This window comes from Streptomyces sp. NPDC094032, from assembly GCF_040303965.1.
Classification (GTDB): Bacteria; Actinomycetota; Actinomycetes; order Streptomycetales; family Streptomycetaceae; genus Streptomyces.
Map to the genome: position 1 here is coordinate 516,102 of NZ_JBEOUE010000002.1, position 18,487 is coordinate 534,588.

At 67.1% G+C, this 18,487-nt stretch carries 30 protein-coding genes; 29 read left to right on the forward strand and 1 reads right to left on the reverse strand.

Translation table 11 applies throughout. The features are described 5' to 3' along the window. Nucleotides 1–30: 30 nt before the first annotated feature. The 27 genes from rplB to truA all read left to right on the forward strand — a co-directional run bounded on the left by rplB (nt 31) and on the right by truA (nt 15,160). Nucleotides 31–867, forward strand: coding sequence for a 50S ribosomal protein L2 (gene rplB, locus ABTZ54_RS05460; RefSeq protein WP_351657482.1), 837 nt, complete (start codon nt 31–33; stop codon nt 865–867). Nucleotides 868–879: 12 nt separating this feature from the next. Further along, the gene (gene rpsS / locus ABTZ54_RS05465) at nt 880–1,161 is read left to right on the forward strand and encodes a 30S ribosomal protein S19 (RefSeq protein WP_015035577.1); all 282 of its coding nucleotides are present in this window, start codon (nt 880–882) and stop codon (nt 1,159–1,161) included. A 42-nt stretch (nt 1,162–1,203) separates the two neighbouring features. Beyond that, nucleotides 1,204–1,551, forward strand: coding sequence for a 50S ribosomal protein L22 (rplV, locus tag ABTZ54_RS05470; RefSeq protein WP_004571827.1), 348 nt, complete (start codon nt 1,204–1,206; stop codon nt 1,549–1,551). Then, complete coding sequence (rpsC, locus tag ABTZ54_RS05475) at nt 1,551–2,384, forward strand: 30S ribosomal protein S3 (protein WP_046908247.1); 834 nt, start codon at nt 1,551–1,553, stop codon at nt 2,382–2,384. The genes rplV and rpsC overlap by 1 nt, the downstream gene beginning before the upstream one ends. A gap of 5 nt (nt 2,385–2,389) precedes the next feature. Further along, nucleotides 2,390–2,809: a 50S ribosomal protein L16 gene (gene rplP, locus ABTZ54_RS05480; RefSeq protein ID WP_351657484.1), complete on the forward strand. Its 420-nt coding sequence runs from the start codon at nt 2,390–2,392 to the stop codon at nt 2,807–2,809. Continuing rightward, nucleotides 2,809–3,033 (forward strand): 50S ribosomal protein L29, encoded by a 225-nt coding sequence (gene rpmC, locus ABTZ54_RS05485; protein WP_351657486.1) that lies wholly within the window; start codon nt 2,809–2,811, stop codon nt 3,031–3,033. The genes rplP and rpmC overlap by 1 nt, the downstream gene beginning before the upstream one ends. Beyond that, on the forward strand, nt 3,033–3,314 hold the full coding sequence (gene rpsQ, locus ABTZ54_RS05490; RefSeq protein ID WP_046908249.1) for a 30S ribosomal protein S17: 282 nt from the start codon (nt 3,033–3,035) through the stop codon (nt 3,312–3,314). The genes rpmC and rpsQ overlap by 1 nt, the downstream gene beginning before the upstream one ends. Before the next feature lie 113 nt (nt 3,315–3,427). After that, the gene (gene rplN, locus ABTZ54_RS05495; protein ID WP_003956455.1) at nt 3,428–3,796 is read left to right on the forward strand and encodes a 50S ribosomal protein L14; all 369 of its coding nucleotides are present in this window, start codon (nt 3,428–3,430) and stop codon (nt 3,794–3,796) included. 2 nt (nt 3,797–3,798) lie between these two features. Next, nucleotides 3,799–4,110 carry a 50S ribosomal protein L24 gene (gene rplX / locus ABTZ54_RS05500; RefSeq protein WP_024755412.1) on the forward strand — a complete coding sequence of 104 codons (312 nt, stop codon included), beginning with the start codon at nt 3,799–3,801 and terminating at the stop codon, nt 4,108–4,110. Further along, on the forward strand, nt 4,107–4,664 hold the full coding sequence (rplE, locus tag ABTZ54_RS05505) for a 50S ribosomal protein L5 (RefSeq protein WP_351657769.1): 558 nt from the start codon (nt 4,107–4,109) through the stop codon (nt 4,662–4,664). Before rplX ends, rplE begins: the two co-directional genes overlap by 4 nt. Nucleotides 4,665–4,669: 5 nt before the next feature. Beyond that, entirely contained in the window at nt 4,670–4,855 is a 186-nt protein-coding gene (locus ABTZ54_RS05510; RefSeq protein ID WP_003948630.1) for a type Z 30S ribosomal protein S14, read from the forward strand. 223 nt (nt 4,856–5,078) lie between these two features. Continuing rightward, complete coding sequence (gene rpsH, locus ABTZ54_RS05515) at nt 5,079–5,477, forward strand: 30S ribosomal protein S8 (protein ID WP_132912404.1); 399 nt, start codon at nt 5,079–5,081, stop codon at nt 5,475–5,477. Between the two features lie 20 nt (nt 5,478–5,497). Further along, nucleotides 5,498–6,037, forward strand: a complete 540-nt coding sequence (rplF, locus tag ABTZ54_RS05520; RefSeq protein WP_351657490.1) for a 50S ribosomal protein L6 — start codon at nt 5,498–5,500, stop codon at nt 6,035–6,037. 3 nt (nt 6,038–6,040) lie between these two features. After that, nucleotides 6,041–6,424 carry a 50S ribosomal protein L18 gene (gene rplR, locus ABTZ54_RS05525; protein WP_351657492.1) on the forward strand — a complete coding sequence of 128 codons (384 nt, stop codon included), beginning with the start codon at nt 6,041–6,043 and terminating at the stop codon, nt 6,422–6,424. Between the two features lie 45 nt (nt 6,425–6,469). Next, nucleotides 6,470–7,072 carry a 30S ribosomal protein S5 gene (rpsE, locus tag ABTZ54_RS05530; protein WP_017239585.1) on the forward strand — a complete coding sequence of 201 codons (603 nt, stop codon included), beginning with the start codon at nt 6,470–6,472 and terminating at the stop codon, nt 7,070–7,072. Continuing rightward, nucleotides 7,072–7,254: a 50S ribosomal protein L30 gene (rpmD, locus tag ABTZ54_RS05535; RefSeq protein ID WP_005313525.1), complete on the forward strand. Its 183-nt coding sequence runs from the start codon at nt 7,072–7,074 to the stop codon at nt 7,252–7,254. Before rpsE ends, rpmD begins: the two co-directional genes overlap by 1 nt. A 1-nt stretch (nt 7,255) precedes the next feature. Beyond that, nucleotides 7,256–7,711, forward strand: coding sequence for a 50S ribosomal protein L15 (gene rplO, locus ABTZ54_RS05540; RefSeq protein WP_188269137.1), 456 nt, complete (start codon nt 7,256–7,258; stop codon nt 7,709–7,711). Between the two features lie 213 nt (nt 7,712–7,924). After that, nucleotides 7,925–9,244: a preprotein translocase subunit SecY gene (gene secY / locus ABTZ54_RS05545; RefSeq protein WP_351657495.1), complete on the forward strand. Its 1,320-nt coding sequence runs from the start codon at nt 7,925–7,927 to the stop codon at nt 9,242–9,244. Continuing rightward, nucleotides 9,244–9,891, forward strand: a complete 648-nt coding sequence (locus tag ABTZ54_RS05550) for an adenylate kinase (protein WP_351657497.1) — start codon at nt 9,244–9,246, stop codon at nt 9,889–9,891. Before secY ends, ABTZ54_RS05550 begins: the two co-directional genes overlap by 1 nt. A 106-nt stretch (nt 9,892–9,997) precedes the next feature. Then, nucleotides 9,998–10,849: a type I methionyl aminopeptidase gene (map, locus tag ABTZ54_RS05555; RefSeq protein WP_351657499.1), complete on the forward strand. Its 852-nt coding sequence runs from the start codon at nt 9,998–10,000 to the stop codon at nt 10,847–10,849. 139 nt (nt 10,850–10,988) lie between these two features. Beyond that, nucleotides 10,989–11,210: a translation initiation factor IF-1 gene (gene infA / locus ABTZ54_RS05560; RefSeq protein ID WP_003956442.1), complete on the forward strand. Its 222-nt coding sequence runs from the start codon at nt 10,989–10,991 to the stop codon at nt 11,208–11,210. 62 nt (nt 11,211–11,272) lie between these two features. Further along, nucleotides 11,273–11,386, forward strand: a complete 114-nt coding sequence (gene rpmJ, locus ABTZ54_RS05565; protein WP_003956441.1) for a 50S ribosomal protein L36 — start codon at nt 11,273–11,275, stop codon at nt 11,384–11,386. Nucleotides 11,387–11,592: 206 nt separating this feature from the next. Further along, nucleotides 11,593–11,973 carry a 30S ribosomal protein S13 gene (gene rpsM, locus ABTZ54_RS05570; protein WP_030214048.1) on the forward strand — a complete coding sequence of 127 codons (381 nt, stop codon included), beginning with the start codon at nt 11,593–11,595 and terminating at the stop codon, nt 11,971–11,973. A gap of 66 nt (nt 11,974–12,039) precedes the next feature. Next, on the forward strand, nt 12,040–12,444 hold the full coding sequence (gene rpsK / locus ABTZ54_RS05575; RefSeq protein WP_003956432.1) for a 30S ribosomal protein S11: 405 nt from the start codon (nt 12,040–12,042) through the stop codon (nt 12,442–12,444). Between the two features lie 139 nt (nt 12,445–12,583). Beyond that, nucleotides 12,584–13,606, forward strand: coding sequence for a DNA-directed RNA polymerase subunit alpha (locus ABTZ54_RS05580; RefSeq protein ID WP_003966937.1), 1,023 nt, complete (start codon nt 12,584–12,586; stop codon nt 13,604–13,606). A gap of 166 nt (nt 13,607–13,772) precedes the next feature. Beyond that, a complete protein-coding gene (gene rplQ, locus ABTZ54_RS05585; RefSeq protein ID WP_351657501.1) occupies nt 13,773–14,216 on the forward strand; it encodes a 50S ribosomal protein L17 in 444 nt (147 codons plus the stop codon). Nucleotides 14,217–14,302: 86 nt separating this feature from the next. Next, nucleotides 14,303–15,160, forward strand: coding sequence for a tRNA pseudouridine(38-40) synthase TruA (truA, locus tag ABTZ54_RS05590; protein ID WP_351657503.1), 858 nt, complete (start codon nt 14,303–14,305; stop codon nt 15,158–15,160). On the opposite strand, the gene ABTZ54_RS05595 is transcribed toward truA, so the two are convergent. Continuing rightward, complete coding sequence (locus tag ABTZ54_RS05595; RefSeq protein ID WP_351657505.1) at nt 15,131–16,096, reverse strand: hypothetical protein; 966 nt, start codon at nt 16,094–16,096, stop codon at nt 15,131–15,133. The two genes, truA and ABTZ54_RS05595, sit on opposite strands and share 30 nt — an antisense overlap. Nucleotides 16,097–16,152: 56 nt before the next feature. Between ABTZ54_RS05595 and ABTZ54_RS05600 the strand changes: the two genes are divergently transcribed. Beyond that, complete coding sequence (locus tag ABTZ54_RS05600) at nt 16,153–17,775, forward strand: ABC-F family ATP-binding cassette domain-containing protein (RefSeq protein ID WP_351657507.1); 1,623 nt, start codon at nt 16,153–16,155, stop codon at nt 17,773–17,775. Nucleotides 17,776–18,022: 247 nt separating this feature from the next. Continuing rightward, nucleotides 18,023–18,466 carry a 50S ribosomal protein L13 gene (gene rplM, locus ABTZ54_RS05605; RefSeq protein ID WP_351657509.1) on the forward strand — a complete coding sequence of 148 codons (444 nt, stop codon included), beginning with the start codon at nt 18,023–18,025 and terminating at the stop codon, nt 18,464–18,466. Nucleotides 18,467–18,487 lie beyond the last annotated feature (21 nt).

An 18,487-nucleotide genomic window follows, 5' to 3' on the forward strand; every position in this document is an offset into this window, starting at 1 on the left:
GATCGTCCGGAATCGGACGAGGACTGAGAAATGGGAATCCGCAAGTACAAGCCGACTACGCCGGGCCGCCGTGGCTCCTCCGTAGCCGACTTCGTCGAGATCACGCGGTCCACGCCGGAGAAGTCGCTGGTCCGCCCCCTGCACAGCAAGGGCGGCCGTAACAACACCGGTCGGATCACGGTTCGACACCAGGGCGGTGGCCACAAGCGTGCCTACCGTCTGATCGACTTCCGTCGCCACGACAAGGACGGCGTGCCGGCCAAGGTCGCTCACATCGAGTACGACCCCAACCGCACCGCTCGCATCGCGCTGCTGCACTACGCGGACGGCGAGAAGCGCTACATCATCGCCCCCAAGGGTCTGACGCAGGGTGACCGCGTCGAGAACGGCCCCGGCGCTGACATCAAGCCCGGCAACAACCTGGCGCTCCGCAACATCCCGGTCGGTACCACGATCCACGCGATCGAGCTCCGTCCCGGTGGCGGCGCCAAGTTCGCGCGCTCGGCTGGTGCCTCCGTGCAGCTGCTCGCGAAGGAGGGCGTGATGGCCCACCTTCGTATGCCGTCCGGTGAGATCCGTCTCGTCGACGCCCGCTGCCGCGCCACCATCGGCGAGGTCGGCAACGCCGAGCAGTCGAACATCAACTGGGGTAAGGCCGGCCGTAAGCGCTGGCTGGGCGTTCGCCCGACCGTCCGCGGTGTGGCGATGAACCCGGTTGACCACCCGCACGGTGGTGGTGAGGGCAAGACCTCCGGTGGTCGTCACCCGGTCTCCCCGTGGGGTCAGAAGGAGGGTCGTACTCGTTCGCCGAAGAAGGCTTCGAACAAGTACATCGTCCGCCGCCGCAAGACGAACAAGAAGCGCTAGGAGCGGGTTTAGATGCCGCGCAGTCTCAAGAAGGGACCCTTCGTCGACGGCCACCTCGTCAAGAAGGTGGACGCCCAGAACGAAGCCGGTACCAAGAACGTCATCAAGACCTGGTCCCGTCGCTCGATGATCATCCCGGCCATGCTCGGCCACACGATCGCGGTGCACAACGGCAAGACCCACATTCCGGTGTTTGTCACCGAGTCGATGGTCGGCCACAAGCTCGGCGAGTTCTCGCCGACGCGCACCTTCCGGGGTCACGTGAAGGACGACCGGAAGTCGAAGCGCCGCTAGTAGCGGGGTGGAATGACCATGACAGACACTGGAAGGACAACCATGGAAGCCAGGGCCCAGGCGCGGTACATCCGCGTCACGCCCATGAAGGCCCGCCGCGTGGTGGACCTTATCCGTGGCATGGACGCCACGGAGGCTCAGGCGGTCCTGCGTTTCGCCCCGCAGGCCGCGAGCGTGCCGGTTGGCAAGGTGCTGGACAGCGCCATCGCCAACGCCGCGCACAACTACGACCACACTGACGCCTCTTCGCTGGTCATCAGCGAGGCGTACGTGGATGAGGGCCCGACCCTGAAGCGGTTCCGTCCGCGTGCTCAGGGCCGTGCCTACCGGATCCGTAAGCGGACCAGCCACATCACCGTGGTCGTCAGCAGCAAGGAAGGAACCCGGTAATGGGCCAGAAGGTTAACCCGCATGGGTTCCGGCTCGGCATCACCACGGACTTCAAGTCCCGTTGGTACGCCGACAAGCTGTACAAGGACTACGTCAAGGAAGACGTCGCCATCCGTCGGATGCTGACGTCCGGCATGGAGCGCGCCGGCATCTCGAAGGTTGAGATCGAGCGCACCCGTGACCGCGTCCGCGTGGACATCCACACGGCTCGCCCGGGCATCGTCATCGGTCGCCGCGGCGCCGAGGCCGACAAGATCCGTGGCCAGCTGGAGAAGCTGACCGGCAAGCAGGTCCAGCTGAACATCCTCGAGGTCAAGAACCCCGAGATGGACGCTCAGCTGGTGGCCCAGGCCGTCGCCGAGCAGCTGTCCTCCCGCGTCTCCTTCCGTCGCGCCATGCGTAAGAGCATGCAGGGCACGATGAAGGCCGGCGCCAAGGGCATCAAGATCCAGTGTGGTGGCCGTCTCGGCGGCGCCGAGATGTCCCGCTCGGAGTTCTACCGCGAGGGCCGTGTGCCCCTGCACACGCTCCGCGCGAACGTCGACTACGGCTTCTTCGAGGCCAAGACGACCTTCGGCCGCATCGGTGTGAAGGTCTGGATCTACAAGGGCGACGTCAAGAACATCGCCGAGGTCCGCGCCGAGAACGCTGCTGCCCGCGCGGGCAACCGCCCGGCCCGTGGCGGCGCTGACCGTCCGGCCGGCCGCGGTGGCCGCGGTGGCGAGCGTGGCGGTCGCGGTCGCAAGCCGCAGCAGGCTCAGGCTGCCGAGGCCCCCAAGGCCGACGCTCCCGCCGCCGCTCCGGCTGCTGAGAGCACCGGAACGGAGGCCTGACCGAAATGCTGATCCCCCGTAGGGTCAAGCACCGCAAGCAGCACCACCCGAAGCGCAGCGGTATGTCCAAGGGTGGCACGCAGGTTGCGTTCGGCGAGTACGGCATCCAGGCCATGACTCCGGCGTACGTGACCAACCGTCAGATCGAGGCCGCGCGTATCGCGATGACCCGCCACATCAAGCGTGGCGGCAAGGTCTGGATCAACATCTACCCGGACCGCCCGCTCACGAAGAAGCCTGCCGAGACCCGCATGGGTTCCGGTAAGGGTTCTCCGGAGTGGTGGATCGCGAACGTCAAGCCCGGTCGGGTGATGTTCGAGCTGTCCTACCCGAACGAGAAGATCGCGCGTGAGGCTCTGACTCGTGCGGCTCACAAGCTGCCGATGAAGTGCAAGATCGTTAAGCGCGAGGCAGGTGAGCTGTGATGTCGGCCGGTACCAAGGCGTCCGAGCTGCGCGAGCTGGGCAACGAGGAGCTTGTCAACAAGCTCCGCGAGGCCAAGGAAGAGCTGTTCAACCTCCGCTTCCAGGCGGCGACGGGCCAGCTCGAGAACCACGGTCGGCTCAAGTCCGTCCGTAAGGACATCGCCCGGATCTACACCCTGATGCGCGAGCGCGAGCTGGGCATCGAGACGGTGGAGAACGTCTGATGAGCGAGAACAACGTGACTGAGAAGACCGAGCGCAACGCTCGCAAGGTCCGCGAGGGCCTCGTCGTCAGCGACAAGATGGACAAGACCGTCGTCGTCGCTGTCGAGGACCGCGTCAAGCACGCGCTGTACGGCAAGGTCATCCGCCGTACCAACAAGCTCAAGGCTCACGACGAGCAGAACGCTGCGGGCGTCGGCGACCGTGTCCTCCTCATGGAGACGCGCAAGCTGTCCGCCTCGAAGCACTGGCGCGTCATCGAGATCCTCGAGAAGGCCAAGTAAGCACCTGAGGATTCCCTCAGGTTCGTTCCGCCAGGCTCCGCCGGGGGCCGTGGCGCTCTGACCGAGCGCCGTGGCCCCTGGCGGGGAACCGGCAGACAAATCAGGAGATAGACGTGATCCAGCAGGAGTCGCGACTGCGTGTCGCCGACAACACTGGTGCCAAGGAGATCCTTTGCATCCGTGTTCTCGGTGGCTCGGGTCGCCGCTACGCGGGCATCGGTGACGTCATCGTCGCCACCGTCAAGGACGCGATCCCCGGTGGCAACGTGAAGAAGGGTGACGTCGTCAAGGCGGTCATCGTTCGCACCGTCAAGGAGCGCCGCCGCCAGGACGGCTCGTACATCCGCTTCGACGAGAACGCCGCCGTCATTCTGAAGAACGACGGCGACCCTCGCGGCACCCGTATCTTCGGCCCGGTGGGCCGTGAGCTGCGCGAGAAGAAGTTCATGAAGATCATCTCGCTCGCGCCGGAGGTGCTGTAAGCATGAAGATCAAGAAGGGCGACCTGGTCCAGGTCATCACCGGTAAGGACAAGGGCAAGCAGGGCAAGGTCATCACGGCCTTCCCCCGCGAGAACCGCGTCCTGGTCGAGGGTGTCAACCGGGTCAAGAAGCACACCAAGGCCGGCCCCTCGCAGGCCGGCGGCATCGTGACGACCGAGGCTCCGGTCCACGTCTCCAACGTCCAGCTGGTCGTGGAGAAGGACGGCAAGAAGGTCGTCACGCGTGTCGGTTTCCGCTTCGACGACGAGGGCAACAAGATCCGCGTTGCCAAGCGGACGGGTGAGGACATCTGATGGCTACCACCACTCCGCGTCTCAAGACGAAGTACCGCGAGGAGATCGCGGGCAAGCTGCGTGACGAGTTCAAGTACGAGAACGTCATGCAGATCCCCGGCCTCGTGAAGATCGTGGTCAACATGGGTGTCGGCGACGCCGCCCGTGACTCGAAGCTCATGGACGGTGCCGTCCGTGACCTGACCACCATCACCGGTCAGAAGCCGGCCATCACCAAGGCCCGCAAGTCCATCGCGCAGTTCAAGCTGCGTGAGGGTCAGCCGATCGGTGCGCACGTCACGCTTCGTGGCGACCGCATGTGGGAGTTCCTGGACCGCACCCTGTCGCTCGCGCTTCCGCGCATCCGCGACTTCCGCGGCCTGTCCCCCAAGCAGTTCGACGGCCGTGGCAACTACACCTTCGGTCTCACGGAGCAGGTCATGTTCCACGAGATCGACCAGGACAAGATCGACCGTGTCCGGGGTATGGACATCACCGTGGTGACCACGGCGACCAACGACGACGAGGGCCGTGCCCTTCTGCGTCACCTCGGCTTCCCGTTCAAGGAGGCGTAAGCGAGATGGCGAAGAAGGCTCTCATCGCGAAGGCTGCCCGCAAGCCCAAGTTCGGCGTGCGTGGCTACACGCGCTGCCAGCGCTGTGGTCGTCCCCACTCCGTGTACCGCAAGTTCGGCCTGTGCCGCGTGTGCCTTCGTGAGATGGCTCACCGTGGCGAGCTGCCGGGCGTGACCAAGAGCTCCTGGTAATTCCCCCTCGCCCTCTGGGCGTTGAGGAATGACCGGAGTCTCTCGGTAAGCATTGGGTTGGCGGAGGCCCACCCCCGCATGGCTTAGGCTAGTGGGGTTGGGCGTCCGCCGCCCGTACGACTTACTACGCCGTAGGTCCACCGCACCGCACCCGCCCCGTCTCGGATCGGGGAGAGGGATGGTGCACCAGGAAACCCCGGCGAGAGAGGCCGAAGGCCAATTCATGACCATGACTGATCCGATCGCAGACATGCTCACGCGTCTGCGTAACGCGAACTCGGCGTACCACGACACCGTGACGATGCCGCACAGCAAGATCAAGTCGCACATCGCGGAAATCCTCCAGCAGGAGGGCTTCATCACCGGCTGGAAGGTCGAGGACGCCGAGGTCGGCAAGAACCTCGTTCTCGACCTGAAGTTCGGTCCGAACCGTGAGCGCTCCATCGCGGGCATCAAGCGGATCTCGAAGCCGGGCCTCCGGGTTTACGCGAAGTCCACCAACCTGCCGAAGGTTCTCGGCGGCCTGGGCGTGGCGATCATCTCCACGTCCCACGGTCTCCTGACCGGCCAGCAGGCGCAGAAGAAGGGCGTGGGTGGGGAAGTCCTCGCCTACGTCTGGTAGTCGGGAACGGAGGAAAAGCTATGTCTCGCATTGGCAAGCTCCCCATCCCGGTTCCCGCCGGCGTGGACGTCACCATCGAGGGCCGCACGGTCACGGTGAAGGGTTCCAAGGGCACCCTGATCCACACCGTTGCCGCTCCCATCGAGATCGTTAAGGGCGAGGACGGCGTTCTCAACGTCACCCGTCCCAACGACGAGCGTCAGAACAAGGCCCTGCACGGCCTGTCCCGCACGCTGGTGGCCAACATGATCACCGGTGTGACCCAGGGGTACGTGAAGGCGCTCGAGATCAGCGGTGTCGGTTACCGCGTGGCCGCGAAGGGCTCCGCTCTGGAGTTCCAGCTCGGCTACAGCCACTCGATCGTGGTGGATGCCCCCGAGGGCATCTCCTTCAAGGTCGAGTCGCCGACCAAGTTCTCGGTCGAGGGCATCGACAAGCAGAAGGTCGGCGAGGTCGCCGCCAACATCCGCAAGCTGCGGAAGCCCGACCCGTACAAGGCCAAGGGTGTCAAGTACGCGGGCGAGGTCATCCGCCGCAAGGTCGGAAAGGCTGGTAAGTAAGCCATGGCATACGGTGTGAAGATCGCCAAGGGCGACGCTTACAAGCGCGCTGCCAAGGCGCGCCGTCACCAGCGCATCCGCAAGCACGTGTCGGGTACGGCGGAGCGTCCGCGCCTCGTCGTGACGCGTTCCAACCGCGGTATCACCGCCCAGGTCATCGACGACCTCAAGGGTCACACCCTTGCGTCCGCGTCGAACCTGGACGCGTCGGTCCGTGGTGGCGAGGGTGACAAGTCCGCGCAGGCCAAGCAGGTCGGTGCCCTGGTCGCTGAGCGCGCCAAGGCCGCCGGCATCGAGGCCGTCGTGTTCGACCGTGGTGGCAACAGGTACGCCGGGCGCATTGCCGCTCTGGCTGACGCCGCCCGCGAAGCCGGGCTGAAGTTCTAAGCCCCGGTTCCGGGACTAACGGACGTAACAGAGAGAGGTAATCCAATGGCTGGACCCCAGCGCCGCGGCAGCGGTGCCGGTGGCGGCGAGCGGCGGGACCGGAAGGGCCGCGACGGTGGCGCTGCCGCCGAGAAGACCGCGTACGTTGAGCGCGTTGTCGCGATCAACCGCGTCGCCAAGGTTGTCAAGGGTGGTCGCCGCTTCAGCTTCACCGCGCTGGTCGTGGTGGGCGACGGTGACGGCACTGTAGGTGTCGGTTACGGCAAGGCCAAGGAAGTTCCCGCGGCCATTGCCAAGGGTGTCGAGGAAGCCAAGAAGAACTTCTTCAAGGTTCCGCGCATCCAGGGCACCATCCCTCACCCGATCCAGGGCGAGAAGGCCGCGGGCGTCGTCCTGCTCAAGCCGGCTTCCCCCGGTACCGGTGTGATCGCCGGTGGCCCGGTGCGCGCCGTGCTCGAGTGCGCCGGCGTTCACGACATCCTGTCGAAGTCCCTGGGCTCCGACAACGCGATCAACATCGTGCACGCGACCGTGGCGGCCCTCAAGGGCCTGCAGCGTCCCGAGGAGATCGCGGCTCGCCGTGGTCTGCCCCTCGAGGACGTCGCCCCCGCGGCTCTGCTCCGTGCGCGTGCGGGAGCGGGTGCGTAATGGCTCGCCTCAAGATCACGCAGACGAAGTCGTACATCGGCAGCAAGCAGAACCACCGCGACACGCTGCGTTCGCTCGGGCTCAAGCGCCTGAACGACGTCGTCGTCAAGGAGGACCGCCCCGAGTTCCGCGGAATGGTGCACACCGTCCGCCACCTCGTGACGGTCGAGGAGGTTGACTGACATGGCGGAGAACAACCCGCTGAAGGCCCACAACCTCCGGCCTGCCCCCGGCGCCAAGACCGCCAAGACCCGTGTGGGTCGTGGTGAGGCGTCGAAGGGTAAGACGGCCGGTCGTGGTACCAAGGGCACGAAGGCCCGTTACCAGGTTCCGGAGCGCTTCGAGGGTGGGCAGATGCCCCTCCACATGCGCCTCCCGAAGCTCAAGGGCTTCAAGAACCCGTTCCGCACCGAGTACCAGGTCGTGAACCTGGACAAGCTGGCCGCGCTCTACCCGCAGGGTGGCGAGGTCACGGTGGCCGATCTGGTCGCCAAGGGTGCGGTTCGTAAGAACCAGCTCGTCAAGGTGCTCGGCACCGGCGAGGTCTCCGTGGCGCTGCAGGTGACGGTCGACGCCGTCTCCGGCTCCGCCAAGGAGAAGATCGCCGCTGCCGGCGGCACCGTCACCGAGCTCGTCTAAGACGACTCGATGGCTTGAACATCCGACCGGGGATGCCTCTCAAAAGGGGCATCCCCGGTTGGTCGTTCCTAGGGGGCCATAGTCGCCGGTAAGGTGGCGTCCACTGTCCTAGAGTGCGTGCGGTATGCCCGTGTGTTCTCCAGGCGGCTCATATTCGTCGAACCTCAAGACCGTCACCTCTGACGCACGTGCGCGGGGGTCGCAGGAGGCACCGTGCTCACCGCGTTCGCCCGGGCGTTCAAGACGCCCGACCTGCGCAAGAAGCTGCTCTTCACGCTGGGCATCATCGTGCTGTACCGCCTCGGGGCCCACATCCCCGTGCCGGGCGTCAGCTACGAGGCCGTGCAGCAGTGTGTGGACCAGGCGAAGCAGGGGAACAACAGCCTGTTCGGCCTGGTCAACATGTTCAGTGGCGGGGCGCTGCTGCAGATCACCATCTTCGCGCTCGGCATCATGCCGTACATCACGGCGAGCATCATCCTGCAGCTGCTGACCGTCGTCATCCCGCGTCTGGAAGCCCTCAAGAAGGAGGGACAGTCCGGCACCGCCAAGATCACGCAGTACACGCGTTATCTGACGGTCGCGCTGGCGGTCCTCCAGGGCACCGGCCTCGTGGCCACGGCTCGGACGGGCGCGCTGTTCAGCGGCTGCTCCGTCGCGAACCAGGTCGTCCCGGACCAGTCGATCTTCACCACCGCCACCATGGTCATCACGATGACCGCCGGCACCTGTGTGGTCATGTGGCTCGGTGAGCTCATCACCGACCGCGGCATCGGCAACGGCATGTCCATCCTGATGTTCATCTCGATCGCGGCCGGCTTCCCGGGCGCGCTCTGGGCCATCAAGGAGAGCGGCAAGCTGGCCAAGGGCTGGATCGAGTTCGGCACCGTCATCGCCATCGGCTTCGTCATGGTGGCCCTCGTCGTCTTCGTCGAGCAGGCCCAGCGCCGCATTCCGGTGCAGTACGCGAAGCGGATGATCGGCCGCAGGTCGTACGGCGGTACGTCCACGTACATCCCGCTCAAGGTGAACCAGGCAGGTGTGATTCCTGTCATCTTCGCCTCGTCGCTGCTCTACATCCCGGCGCTGGTCGCGCAGTTCTCGAACTCGACCGCCGGGTGGAAGACCTGGATCGAAGCCCACTTCGTCAAGGGTGACCACCCCTACTACATCGCCGCGTACTTCCTCCTGATCGTGTTCTTCGCCTTCTTCTACGTGGCGATCTCGTTCAACCCCGAGGAAGTCGCCGACAACATGAAGAAGTATGGTGGCTTCATCCCGGGTATCCGGGCTGGTCGCCCTACTGCCGAGTACCTGAGCTACGTGCTCAACCGGATCACTTGGCCGGGCTCGCTGTATCTGGGTCTGATCGCTCTTGTGCCGACGATGGCGTTGGCAGGCTTCGGTGGCGCCAATGCCAACTTCCCGTTCGGCGGGACGAGCATCCTCATCATCGTGGGTGTGGGTCTTGAGACCGTGAAGCAGATCGAGAGCCAGCTCCAGCAGCGCAATTACGAAGGGTTCCTCCGCTGATGCGAATCGTCCTCGTCGGACCGCCCGGGGCCGGCAAGGGAACGCAGGCCGCGTTCCTTGCCAAGAACCTGGACATCCCGCACATCTCCACGGGCGACCTGTTCCGTGCGAACATCTCGCAGGGCACCGCGCTGGGTCTTGAGGCCAAGGGCTTCATGGACCGCGGCGAGCTCGTGCCGGACGAGGTGACGATCGGGATGGCCAAGGACCGCATGGAGCAGCCGGACGCCGTCAAGGGCTTCCTGCTCGATGGGTTCCCGCGCAACGAGGCTCAGGCCAAGGCTCTGGATGTGGTCCTCAAGGCCGAGGACATGCAGCTGGACGCGGTCCTGGACCTGGAGGTCCCCGAGGACGAGGTCGTGAAGCGGATCGCGGGTCGCCGCATCTGCCGTAACGACTCCTCGCACGTCTTCCACGTGACGTACAACGCCCCGAAGTCCGAGGGCGTCTGCGACATCTGCGGTGGCGAGCTCTACCAGCGCGACGACGACTCCGAGGAGACCGTCCGCCGGCGCCTGGAGGTCTACCACACGCAGACCGAGCCGATCATCGACTACTACCGGGCGCAGGACCTGGTCGTGACGATCTCCGCGCTCGGCAAGGTGGACGAGGTCACGGCGCGTGCGATGGACGCGCTGAAGAAGTAACCCCACGGTTCGTCGATACGGCCGCGGTGCCCTTCCGGGGCGCCGCGGCCGTATCGTTGTTCTGTCCCGTACACACGTAGTACTCGCAAGGAAGGCCCCCGTCACGATGGTGCAGATCAAGACCCCCGAGCAGATCGCGAAGATGCGCGAGGCGGGACTGGTCGTCGCGGCCATCCACGCGGCCACCCGCGAGGCGGCGGTGCCCGGCGCGACCACGCGCGATCTGGACGAGGTCGCCCGCAAGGTGATCGCCGACCACGGCGCGAAGTCGAACTTCCTGGGGTACGGGGGCTTCCCCGCGACGATCTGCACCTCGGTGAACGAGGTCGTCGTGCACGGCATCCCCGACGAGAAGACCGTCCTGAAGGACGGCGACATCATCTCGATCGACGCCGGCGCGATCATCGACGGCTGGCACGGGGACGCGGCGTACACCGCCTTCGTGGGCACCGGGCACGCGCCCGAGCTGGTCGAGCTCTCCCGGGTGACCGAGGAGTCGATGTGGGCCGGCATCGCGGCGATGAAGCTGGGCAACCGGCTCGTCGACATCTCGAAGGCGATCGAGACGTACATCAAGCGCCAGCCCCGTCCCGCCGTCGGCGACCACAGCCTCGGCCGCTACGGGATCATCGAGGACTACGGCGGCCACGGCATCGGCACCGAGATGCACATGGACCCGCACCTGCTGAACTACGTCTCCCGCAAGCGCGGCAAGGGCCCGAAGCTGGTCCCCGGCCTCTGCCTGGCCATCGAGCCGATGGTCTCCCTGGGCACCCCGCACACCGAGGTCCTCTCCGACGACTGGACCGTCATCACGACCGACGGCACCTGGTCCTCCCACTGGGAGCACTCGATCGCCCTGACGGAGGAGGGCCCGCTGGTCCTCACGGCGGTCGACGGGGGCAAGGCGAAGCTGGCGGAGCTCGGCGTGGTGGCCGCGCCGGATCCGCTGGCGTAACGATCTTCCACGCGGGGCAGACTTCCCGGATTCGTCTTTTGGAAGGCCCTGACGTAGACTGATGCGTCGGCTCTCGTGTACCCGTGTGTCCGCACTCGGAGTGAGAGTCGATCAAGGTAGCCGATTCGAAGGGCGAAGCGTGGCCAAGAAGCAAGGTGCCATCGAAATCGAGGGCACCGTGATCGAGTCCCTGCCGAACGCCATGTTCAAGGTGGAGCTCCAGAACGGTCACAAGGTCCTCGCGCACATCTCCGGCAAGATGCGGATGCACTACATCCGTATCCTTCCGGACGACCGGGTCGTCGTGGAGCTGTCTCCGTACGACCTGACGCGTGGCCGGATCGTCTACCGGTACAAGTAGATCTTGCCCGCACCCGTGCGTCCGCGCGGGTGGTGGCACTGACCCGGAGAACCTCACATCCCATGAAGGTCAAGCCGAGCGTCAAGAAGATCTGCGACAAGTGCAAGGTGATCCGCCGCCACGGCCGGGTCATGGTCATCTGCGACAACCTGCGCCACAAGCAGCGCCAGGGCTGACGCACGCCGACCGACCTGCATCTCGCAGTCTTCGCGCGACGCATAGCAATACGTACATAAGCAGAGCCCGTCGGGCCGTGATCGCACGGTTGACGGCACCTCCGGCGGGGGCCGGGGACCCGGGTCGTACCACTTCTCTGGTAACAGGGCGGTCGGCGGTCGGGAGCGGTTCTGCAGCAGACCCCCGAGAACACAGGAGCCATTGAATGGCACGCGTTTCCGGTGTTGACATCCCGCGCGAAAAGCGCGTGGTGGTCGCACTCACCTACGTCTTCGGCATCGGGCGTACCCGGTCCGAGGAGATTCTCGCCGCGACCGGCGTGAACCCGTCCACCCGTGTCCGCGAGCTTGCCGAGGAAGACCTCGTCAAGATCCGCGAGTACGTGGACGCCAACCTCCAGACCGAGGGTGACCTCCGTCGCGAGATCGCCGCCGACATCCGCCGCAAGGTCGAGATCGGCTGCTACCAGGGTCTGCGCCACCGTCGTGGCCTGCCCGTCCGCGGCCAGCGCACCAGCACGAACGCTCGTACCCGCAAGGGCCCGCGTCGCGCCATCGCCGGTAAGAAGAAGCCGGGCAAGAAGTAGTCCTCAGCGGACGCTTGACCAAGCGGTCTTCGCTGTAGGACCGACCACCTCCCGTAGGAGTAAGAGATGCCCCCCAAGGGTCGTCAGGGCGCTGCCAAGAAGGTGCGCCGCAAGGAAAAGAAGAACGTCGCTCACGGGCACGCCCACATCAAGAGCACGTTCAACAACACGATCGTCTCGATCACGGACCCCTCGGGCAACGTGATCTCCTGGGCCTCCGCCGGCCACGTCGGCTTCAAGGGCTCGCGCAAGTCCACCCCCTTCGCCGCGCAGATGGCCGCCGAGTCGGCCGCCCGCCGCGCGCAGGAGCACGGCATGCGCAAGGTCGACGTCTTCGTCAAGGGTCCCGGCTCCGGCCGTGAGACCGCGATCCGCTCCCTCCAGGCCACCGGCCTCGAGGTCGGCTCGATCCAGGACGTCACCCCCACCCCGCACAACGGCTGCCGTCCGCCGAAGCGCCGCCGCGTCTGACGCGGTGACGCCTGTGCGTCTTTGAGTGTCCGGGCGGTACGACCCCGTAAGGGGACGTGCCGCCCGTACCCTTGGCTGTACCCCGCAGTATCTGTCGGGCGTCAAATAGTGGGCGCTCACAAACGAAGGAAACGAAGACATGCTTATCGCTCAGCGTCCTTCGCTGACCGAAGAGGTCGTCGACGAGTTCCGCTCCCGGTTCGTCATCGAGCCGCTGGAGCCGGGCTTCGGCTACACCCTCGGCAACTCCCTCCGCCGCACCCTCCTCTCGTCGATCCCCGGCGCTGCTGTCACCAGCATCCGCATCGACGGTGTCCTGCACGAGTTCACCACCGTGCCGGGCGTCAAGGAGGACGTCACCGACCTCATCCTGAACATCAAGCAGCTGGTCGTCTCCTCGGAGCACGACGAGCCGGTCGTGATGTACCTGCGCAAGCAGGGTCCGGGTCTGGTCACCGCCGCCGACATCGCGCCCCCGGCCGGTGTCGAGGTGCACAACCCCGACCTCGTCCTCGCCACGCTCAACGGCAAGGGCAAGCTGGAGATGGAGCTGACCGTCGAGCGCGGTCGCGGCTACGTCTCCGCCGTGCAGAACAAGCAGGTGGGCCAGGAGATCGGCCGTATCCCGGTCGACTCCATCTACTCGCCGGTGCTCAAGGTCACGTACAAGGTCGAGGCGACCCGTGTCGAGCAGCGCACCGACTTCGACAAGCTGATCGTCGACGTCGAGACCAAGCAGGCCATGCGCCCGCGTGACGCCATGGCGTCCGCCGGTAAGACCCTGGTCGAGCTGTTCGGTCTGGCGCGCGAGCTCAACATCGACGCCGAGGGCATCGACATGGGCCCGTCCCCCACGGACGCCGCCTTGGCCGCGGACCTCGCGCTGCCGATCGAGGAGCTTGAGCTCACCGTTCGTTCGTACAACTGCCTCAAGCGCGAGGGCATCCACTCCGTGGGTGAGCTCGTGGCGCGTTCCGAGGCCGACCTGCTCGACATCCGCAACTTCGGTGCGAAGTCGATCGACGAGGTCAAGGCGAAGCTGGCCGGCATGGGCCTGGCGCTCAAGGACAGCCCGCCCGGATTCGACCCGACCGCCGCGGCGGACGCCTTTGGCGCCGACGACGACGCGGATGCGGGCTTCGTCGAGACCGAGCAGTACTAAGAGCTCGGGCCTCACGGTCCGTACCCGGGTGCGGGTGCGCTGTGCTTGATCGCGCAGTTCCCCGCGCCCCTTCGGGGCTCGACCCCGATCTTCGACAGGCGACCGCCTGCTCGGATACTGACCCCGGTACCTCATACGGCCGGGGCAGACACCAAGGAGAAACACCATGCCGCGTCCCGCGAAGGGTGCCCGCCTCGGCGGTTCCGCCGCTCACGAGAAGCTGCTGCTCGCCAACCTGGCGAAGTCGCTGTTCGAGCACGGCCGCATCACGACGACCGAGGCCAAGGCCCGCCGTCTGCGTCCCGTCGCCGAGCGCCTCATCACCAAGGCGAAGAAGGGCGACATCCACAACCGTCGCCTGGTGCTGCAGACGATCACCGACAAGGGCATCGTCCACACCCTCTTCACCGAGATCGCGCCGCGCTACTCGGAGCGTCCGGGTGGTTACACCCGTATCACCAAGATCGGCAACCGCCGTGGTGACAACGCGCCGATGGCCGTGATCGAGCTGGTCGAGGGCGAGATCGCCAAGAAGGCGACCGTCGCCGAGGCCGAGGCCGCCACCGTGCGCGCCGTCAAGGAGGCCGACGAGGCCGCCCAGGACGCCTGAGCGTTCTGAAGGATCTCGTGTGCGGGCCCGCACCCCTCGGGGTGCGGGCCCGTTCCGCATGTACAGGCTTTGAGAGGATGGGGCGCGTGAGCGACGACGTGCAGCCCGGTTTCGTACGGGTACGGCTGGACCTTTCGTACGACGGCAAGGACTTCTCCGGCTGGGCCAAGCAGGCCAGCGGGCGGCGCACCGTCCAGGGCGACATCGAGGACGCCCTGAAGACCGTCACGCGCTCCCCGCAGACGTACGACCTCACCGTCGCCGGCCGTACCGACGCCGGTGTGCACGCCCGTGGCCAGGTCGCCCACGTCGACCTGCCCGTCGCCCTGTGGGAGGAGCACCGCGAGGCGCTGCTGCGGCGGCTCGCCGGGCGTCTCTCCCATGACGTACGGGTGTGGCGGCTGTCCGAGGCCCCGGCGGGCTTCAACGCGCGTTTCTCGGCGGTCTGGCGCCGCTACGCCTACCGCGTCACCGACAACCCGGGCGGCGTCGACCCGCTGCTGCGCGGCCACGTCCTGTGGCACGACTGGGCCCTGGACATGGACGCCATGAACGAGGCGGCCGCCGCGCTCGTCGGCGAGCACGACTTCGCCGCGTACTGCAAGAAGCGGGAGGGCGCGACCACCATCCGCACCCTCCAGGAGCTGCGCTGGGAGCGGCGTCCCGACGGTGTCCTGGAGGCCACGGTCAAGGCCGACGCCTTCTGCCACAACATGGTCCGCTCGCTGGTCGGCGCGATGCTGTTCGTCGGCGACGGGCACCGGCCGGTGGAGTGGCCCGGCAAGGTGCTCGCCGCCGGCGTGCGGGACTCGGCCGTGCATGTCGTACGGCCGCACGGCCTCACCCTCGAAGAGGTCGGCTACCCCGCCGACGACCAGCTCGCCGCCCGCAGCAAGGAGGCGCGCAACAAGCGCTCACTCCCCGGGAGCGCCGGCTGCTGCTGAGGCCTGGGCGCGGCCGCGGGCGTAGATCTGGTTGAAGGCGAAGGTGCCCAGGTCGTCGGCGGTCTGGAAGACCGCCTTGTCGCCCTTGGTGACCTTGGTGCCGTTGGTGAAGCCGGTCTGGGTGAGGTAGACGTACCGGCCGATGGAGTTGGTGCGCCGCAGGCAGACCGTCGCGTGGCAGAAGTCGCCGACGCCCGCGCCCGCGAGCGGCGCGATGCCGCCGCTCGCCTGCTTCTTCGCCTTGAGGGCCTGGTCGTCGGTGGGGAAGACGGCCACGCCGACGGTGACGGCGACGCCGTCCTTCACGTACGTGGCGCGGATCACCCGGGTGCAGCCGTTGGCCTTGAGGACCGAGCCGAGCCCGCCCTGGGTGACGGCGGCGCAGTCGGTCGTCGAGGAGGTCGCGCCCTTCTGGTACGGGCGCGCGTTCATGGTCAGCTTCTTGCCGGGGAAGAGGCCCTCGGCGCTCAGCGGCGCCTTGTCCTTCTTGGCGTCGGAGATGAAGTCCATCGGGTTCGGCGGGGGCAGCGGGGCGACCGAGGAGAAGGTCGGCGCGGGGCTGGCGGAGTCCGTGGGGGCGGCGGAGCCGGTCGGGCCGGGGCCGCCGGTCGCGGCCTGGTCGTTGCTCTTGTTCGTGAGCACGACGGCGGTGGCGACGACCGCGCCCACGGCGAGGACCGCGAGGACGCCGCCGCCGATGAAGAGGCCGCGCCTGCGCTTGTTACGGGCGGCGGAGGCGTCGGCGAGGGCGCCCCAGTCCGGGGTGTGGCCGGCCTGCGCCCCCGGGAAGGGGTTCGGCTGCGGGGGTCCCGGCTGCGGAGCCCCCTGGAAGCCCCCCTGCGGGCCGCTCTGCCACTGTTGCGGCGGCGGCGTCTGTCCGTACGGCTGCTGCTGTTCCGGGCCCTGCTGCGGCCACTGTGGTCCCCCAAAGCTCATGCCGCGCATCCTAATCCGCTTGGGATCGCGGGGGTCGGGCGGTGACAATGCCCCTCATGGGACATGTCGAGGCCGCGCATCTGGAGTACTACCTTCCGGACGGGAGGGTCCTGCTCGGGGACGCCTCCTTCCGGGTCGGAGAGGGCGCCGTCGTCGCCCTGGTCGGGGCCAACGGCGCCGGCAAGACGACCTTGCTCCGGATGATCGCCGGTGAGCTCCAGCCGCACGGCGGCAGCGTCACCGTCAGCGGCGGGCTCGGTGTGATGCCGCAGTTCGTGGGCTCCGTGCGGGACGAGTCCACCGTCCGTGACCTGCTGGTCTCGGTGGCGCCCGCGCGCATCAAGGCCGCCGCGAAGGCGGTCGACGAGGCCGAGCACCGGATCATGACCGTCGACGACGAGGCCGCGCAGATGGCGTACGCGCAGGCCCTCAGCGACTGGGCGGAGGTCCAGGGGTACGAGTTCGAGACCCTCTGGGACATCTGCACGACGGCCGCGATGGGCGTGCCGTACGACAAGGCGCAGTTCCGTCAGGTCCGCACGCTCAGCGGCGGCGAGCAGAAGCGGCTGGTCCTGGAGTACCTGCTGCGCGGCAACGACGAGGTGCTGCTGCTCGACGAGCCGGACAACTATCTGGACGTCCCCGGCAAGCGCTGGCTGGAGGAGCGGCTGCGGGAGACCCGTAAGACCGTGCTCTTCATCTCCCACGACCGGGAGCTGCTGTCCCGGGGCGCGCAGAAGATCGTGGCCGTGGAGCCCGGTCCCGCCGGGTCCGACGTGTGGGTGCACGGCGGCGGTTTCGACACCTTCCACGAGGCGCGGCGGGAGCGGTTCGCGCGCTTCGAGGAGCTGAAGCGGCGCTGGGAGGAGAAGCACGCCCAGCTGAAGAAGCTGGTGGTCAACCTGCGGCAGGCGGCCGCGGTCAGCCACGAGATGGCCTCGCGCTACGCGGCGGCGCAGACCCGGCTGCGGAAGTTCGAGGAGGCGGGCCCGCCGCCGGAGCCGCCGCGCGAGCAGGACATCCGGATGCGGCTGCGCGGCGGGCGCACCGGGGTGCGGGCCTTCACGGCGGAGAACCTGGAGCTGACCGGCCTGATGAAGCCGTTCTCCCTGGAGATCTTCTACGGGGAGCGGGTCGCCGTCCTGGGCTCCAACGGCTCCGGCAAGTCGCACTTCCTGCGGCTGCTGGCCGGTGACCCGTCGGTGGCCCACACGGGTACGTGGAAGCTGGGCGCGCGGGTCCTGCCCGGCCACTTCGCGCAGACCCACGCCCACCCGGAGCTCTTCGGCCGCCCGCTGGTCGACATCCTGTGGTCGGACCACGCCAAGGACCGGGGCGCGGCGATGTCGATGCTGCGCCGCTACGAGCTGGAGCGCCAGGGCGACCAGGCCTTCGACAAGCTGTCCGGCGGCCAGCAGGCCCGCTTCCAGATCCTCCTCCTGGAGCTGGCCGGCACCACCGCGCTGCTCCTGGACGAGCCCACGGACAACCTGGACCTGGAGTCGGCGGAGGCCCTCCAGGACGGCCTGGAGTCGTACGAGGGCACGGTCCTGGCCGTCACCCACGACCGCTGGTTCGCGAAGAGCTTCGACCGCTACCTGGTCTTCGGCTCGGACGGGGTCGTACGGGAGACGTCGGAGCCGGTGTGGGACGAGCGGCGGGTGGAGAGGGCGCGCTGACCCGGAGCGGGTGCGCTGACCTGCGGGCCCGCGGCATTTTGACCCGTCGGGGGTGCCGCGGGTACTGTTGCGGTTTGTTATGCGTATTGGCTTCGTCGTTCTCCGGCGAAAGGCCGCTACGCAGGTTCCCTGGAGCAGTTACCAGTGGCTCGCATACGGGCGATACGTCCCGGCAGTGCAGGCCCCAGCTGCATGATCGCTTCAGGTGTGTCTGGACTCCATCCACTGAAGAAGCGAAGGCTACGAAGTGCGTACGTACAGCCCCAAGCCCGGCGACGTGACTCGCCAGTGGCACATCATCGACGCGCAGGACATCGTCCTGGGCCGTCTCGCGACGACGGCTGCGAACCTCCTGCGAGGCAAGCACAAGCCCGTCTACGCGCCCCACATGGACATGGGCGACTTCGTCATCATCATCAACGCTGACAAGGTCCACCTGTCCGGCAACAAGAAGACCCAGAAGATGGCGTACCGCCACTCTGGCTACCCGGGTGGTCTGCGCTCCGTCCGCTACGACGAGCTGCTCGCCAAGAACCCCGAGAAGGCCGTCGAGAAGGCCATCAAGGGCATGATCCCCAAGAACTCCCTGGGCCGTCAGATGATCTCGAAGCTGAAGGTCTACGCGGGCGAGAACCACCCGCACGCTGCCCAGCAGCCGGTTCCGTTCGAGATCACCCAGGTCGCGCAGTAGTTCCGGCCACACCCCCTAAGA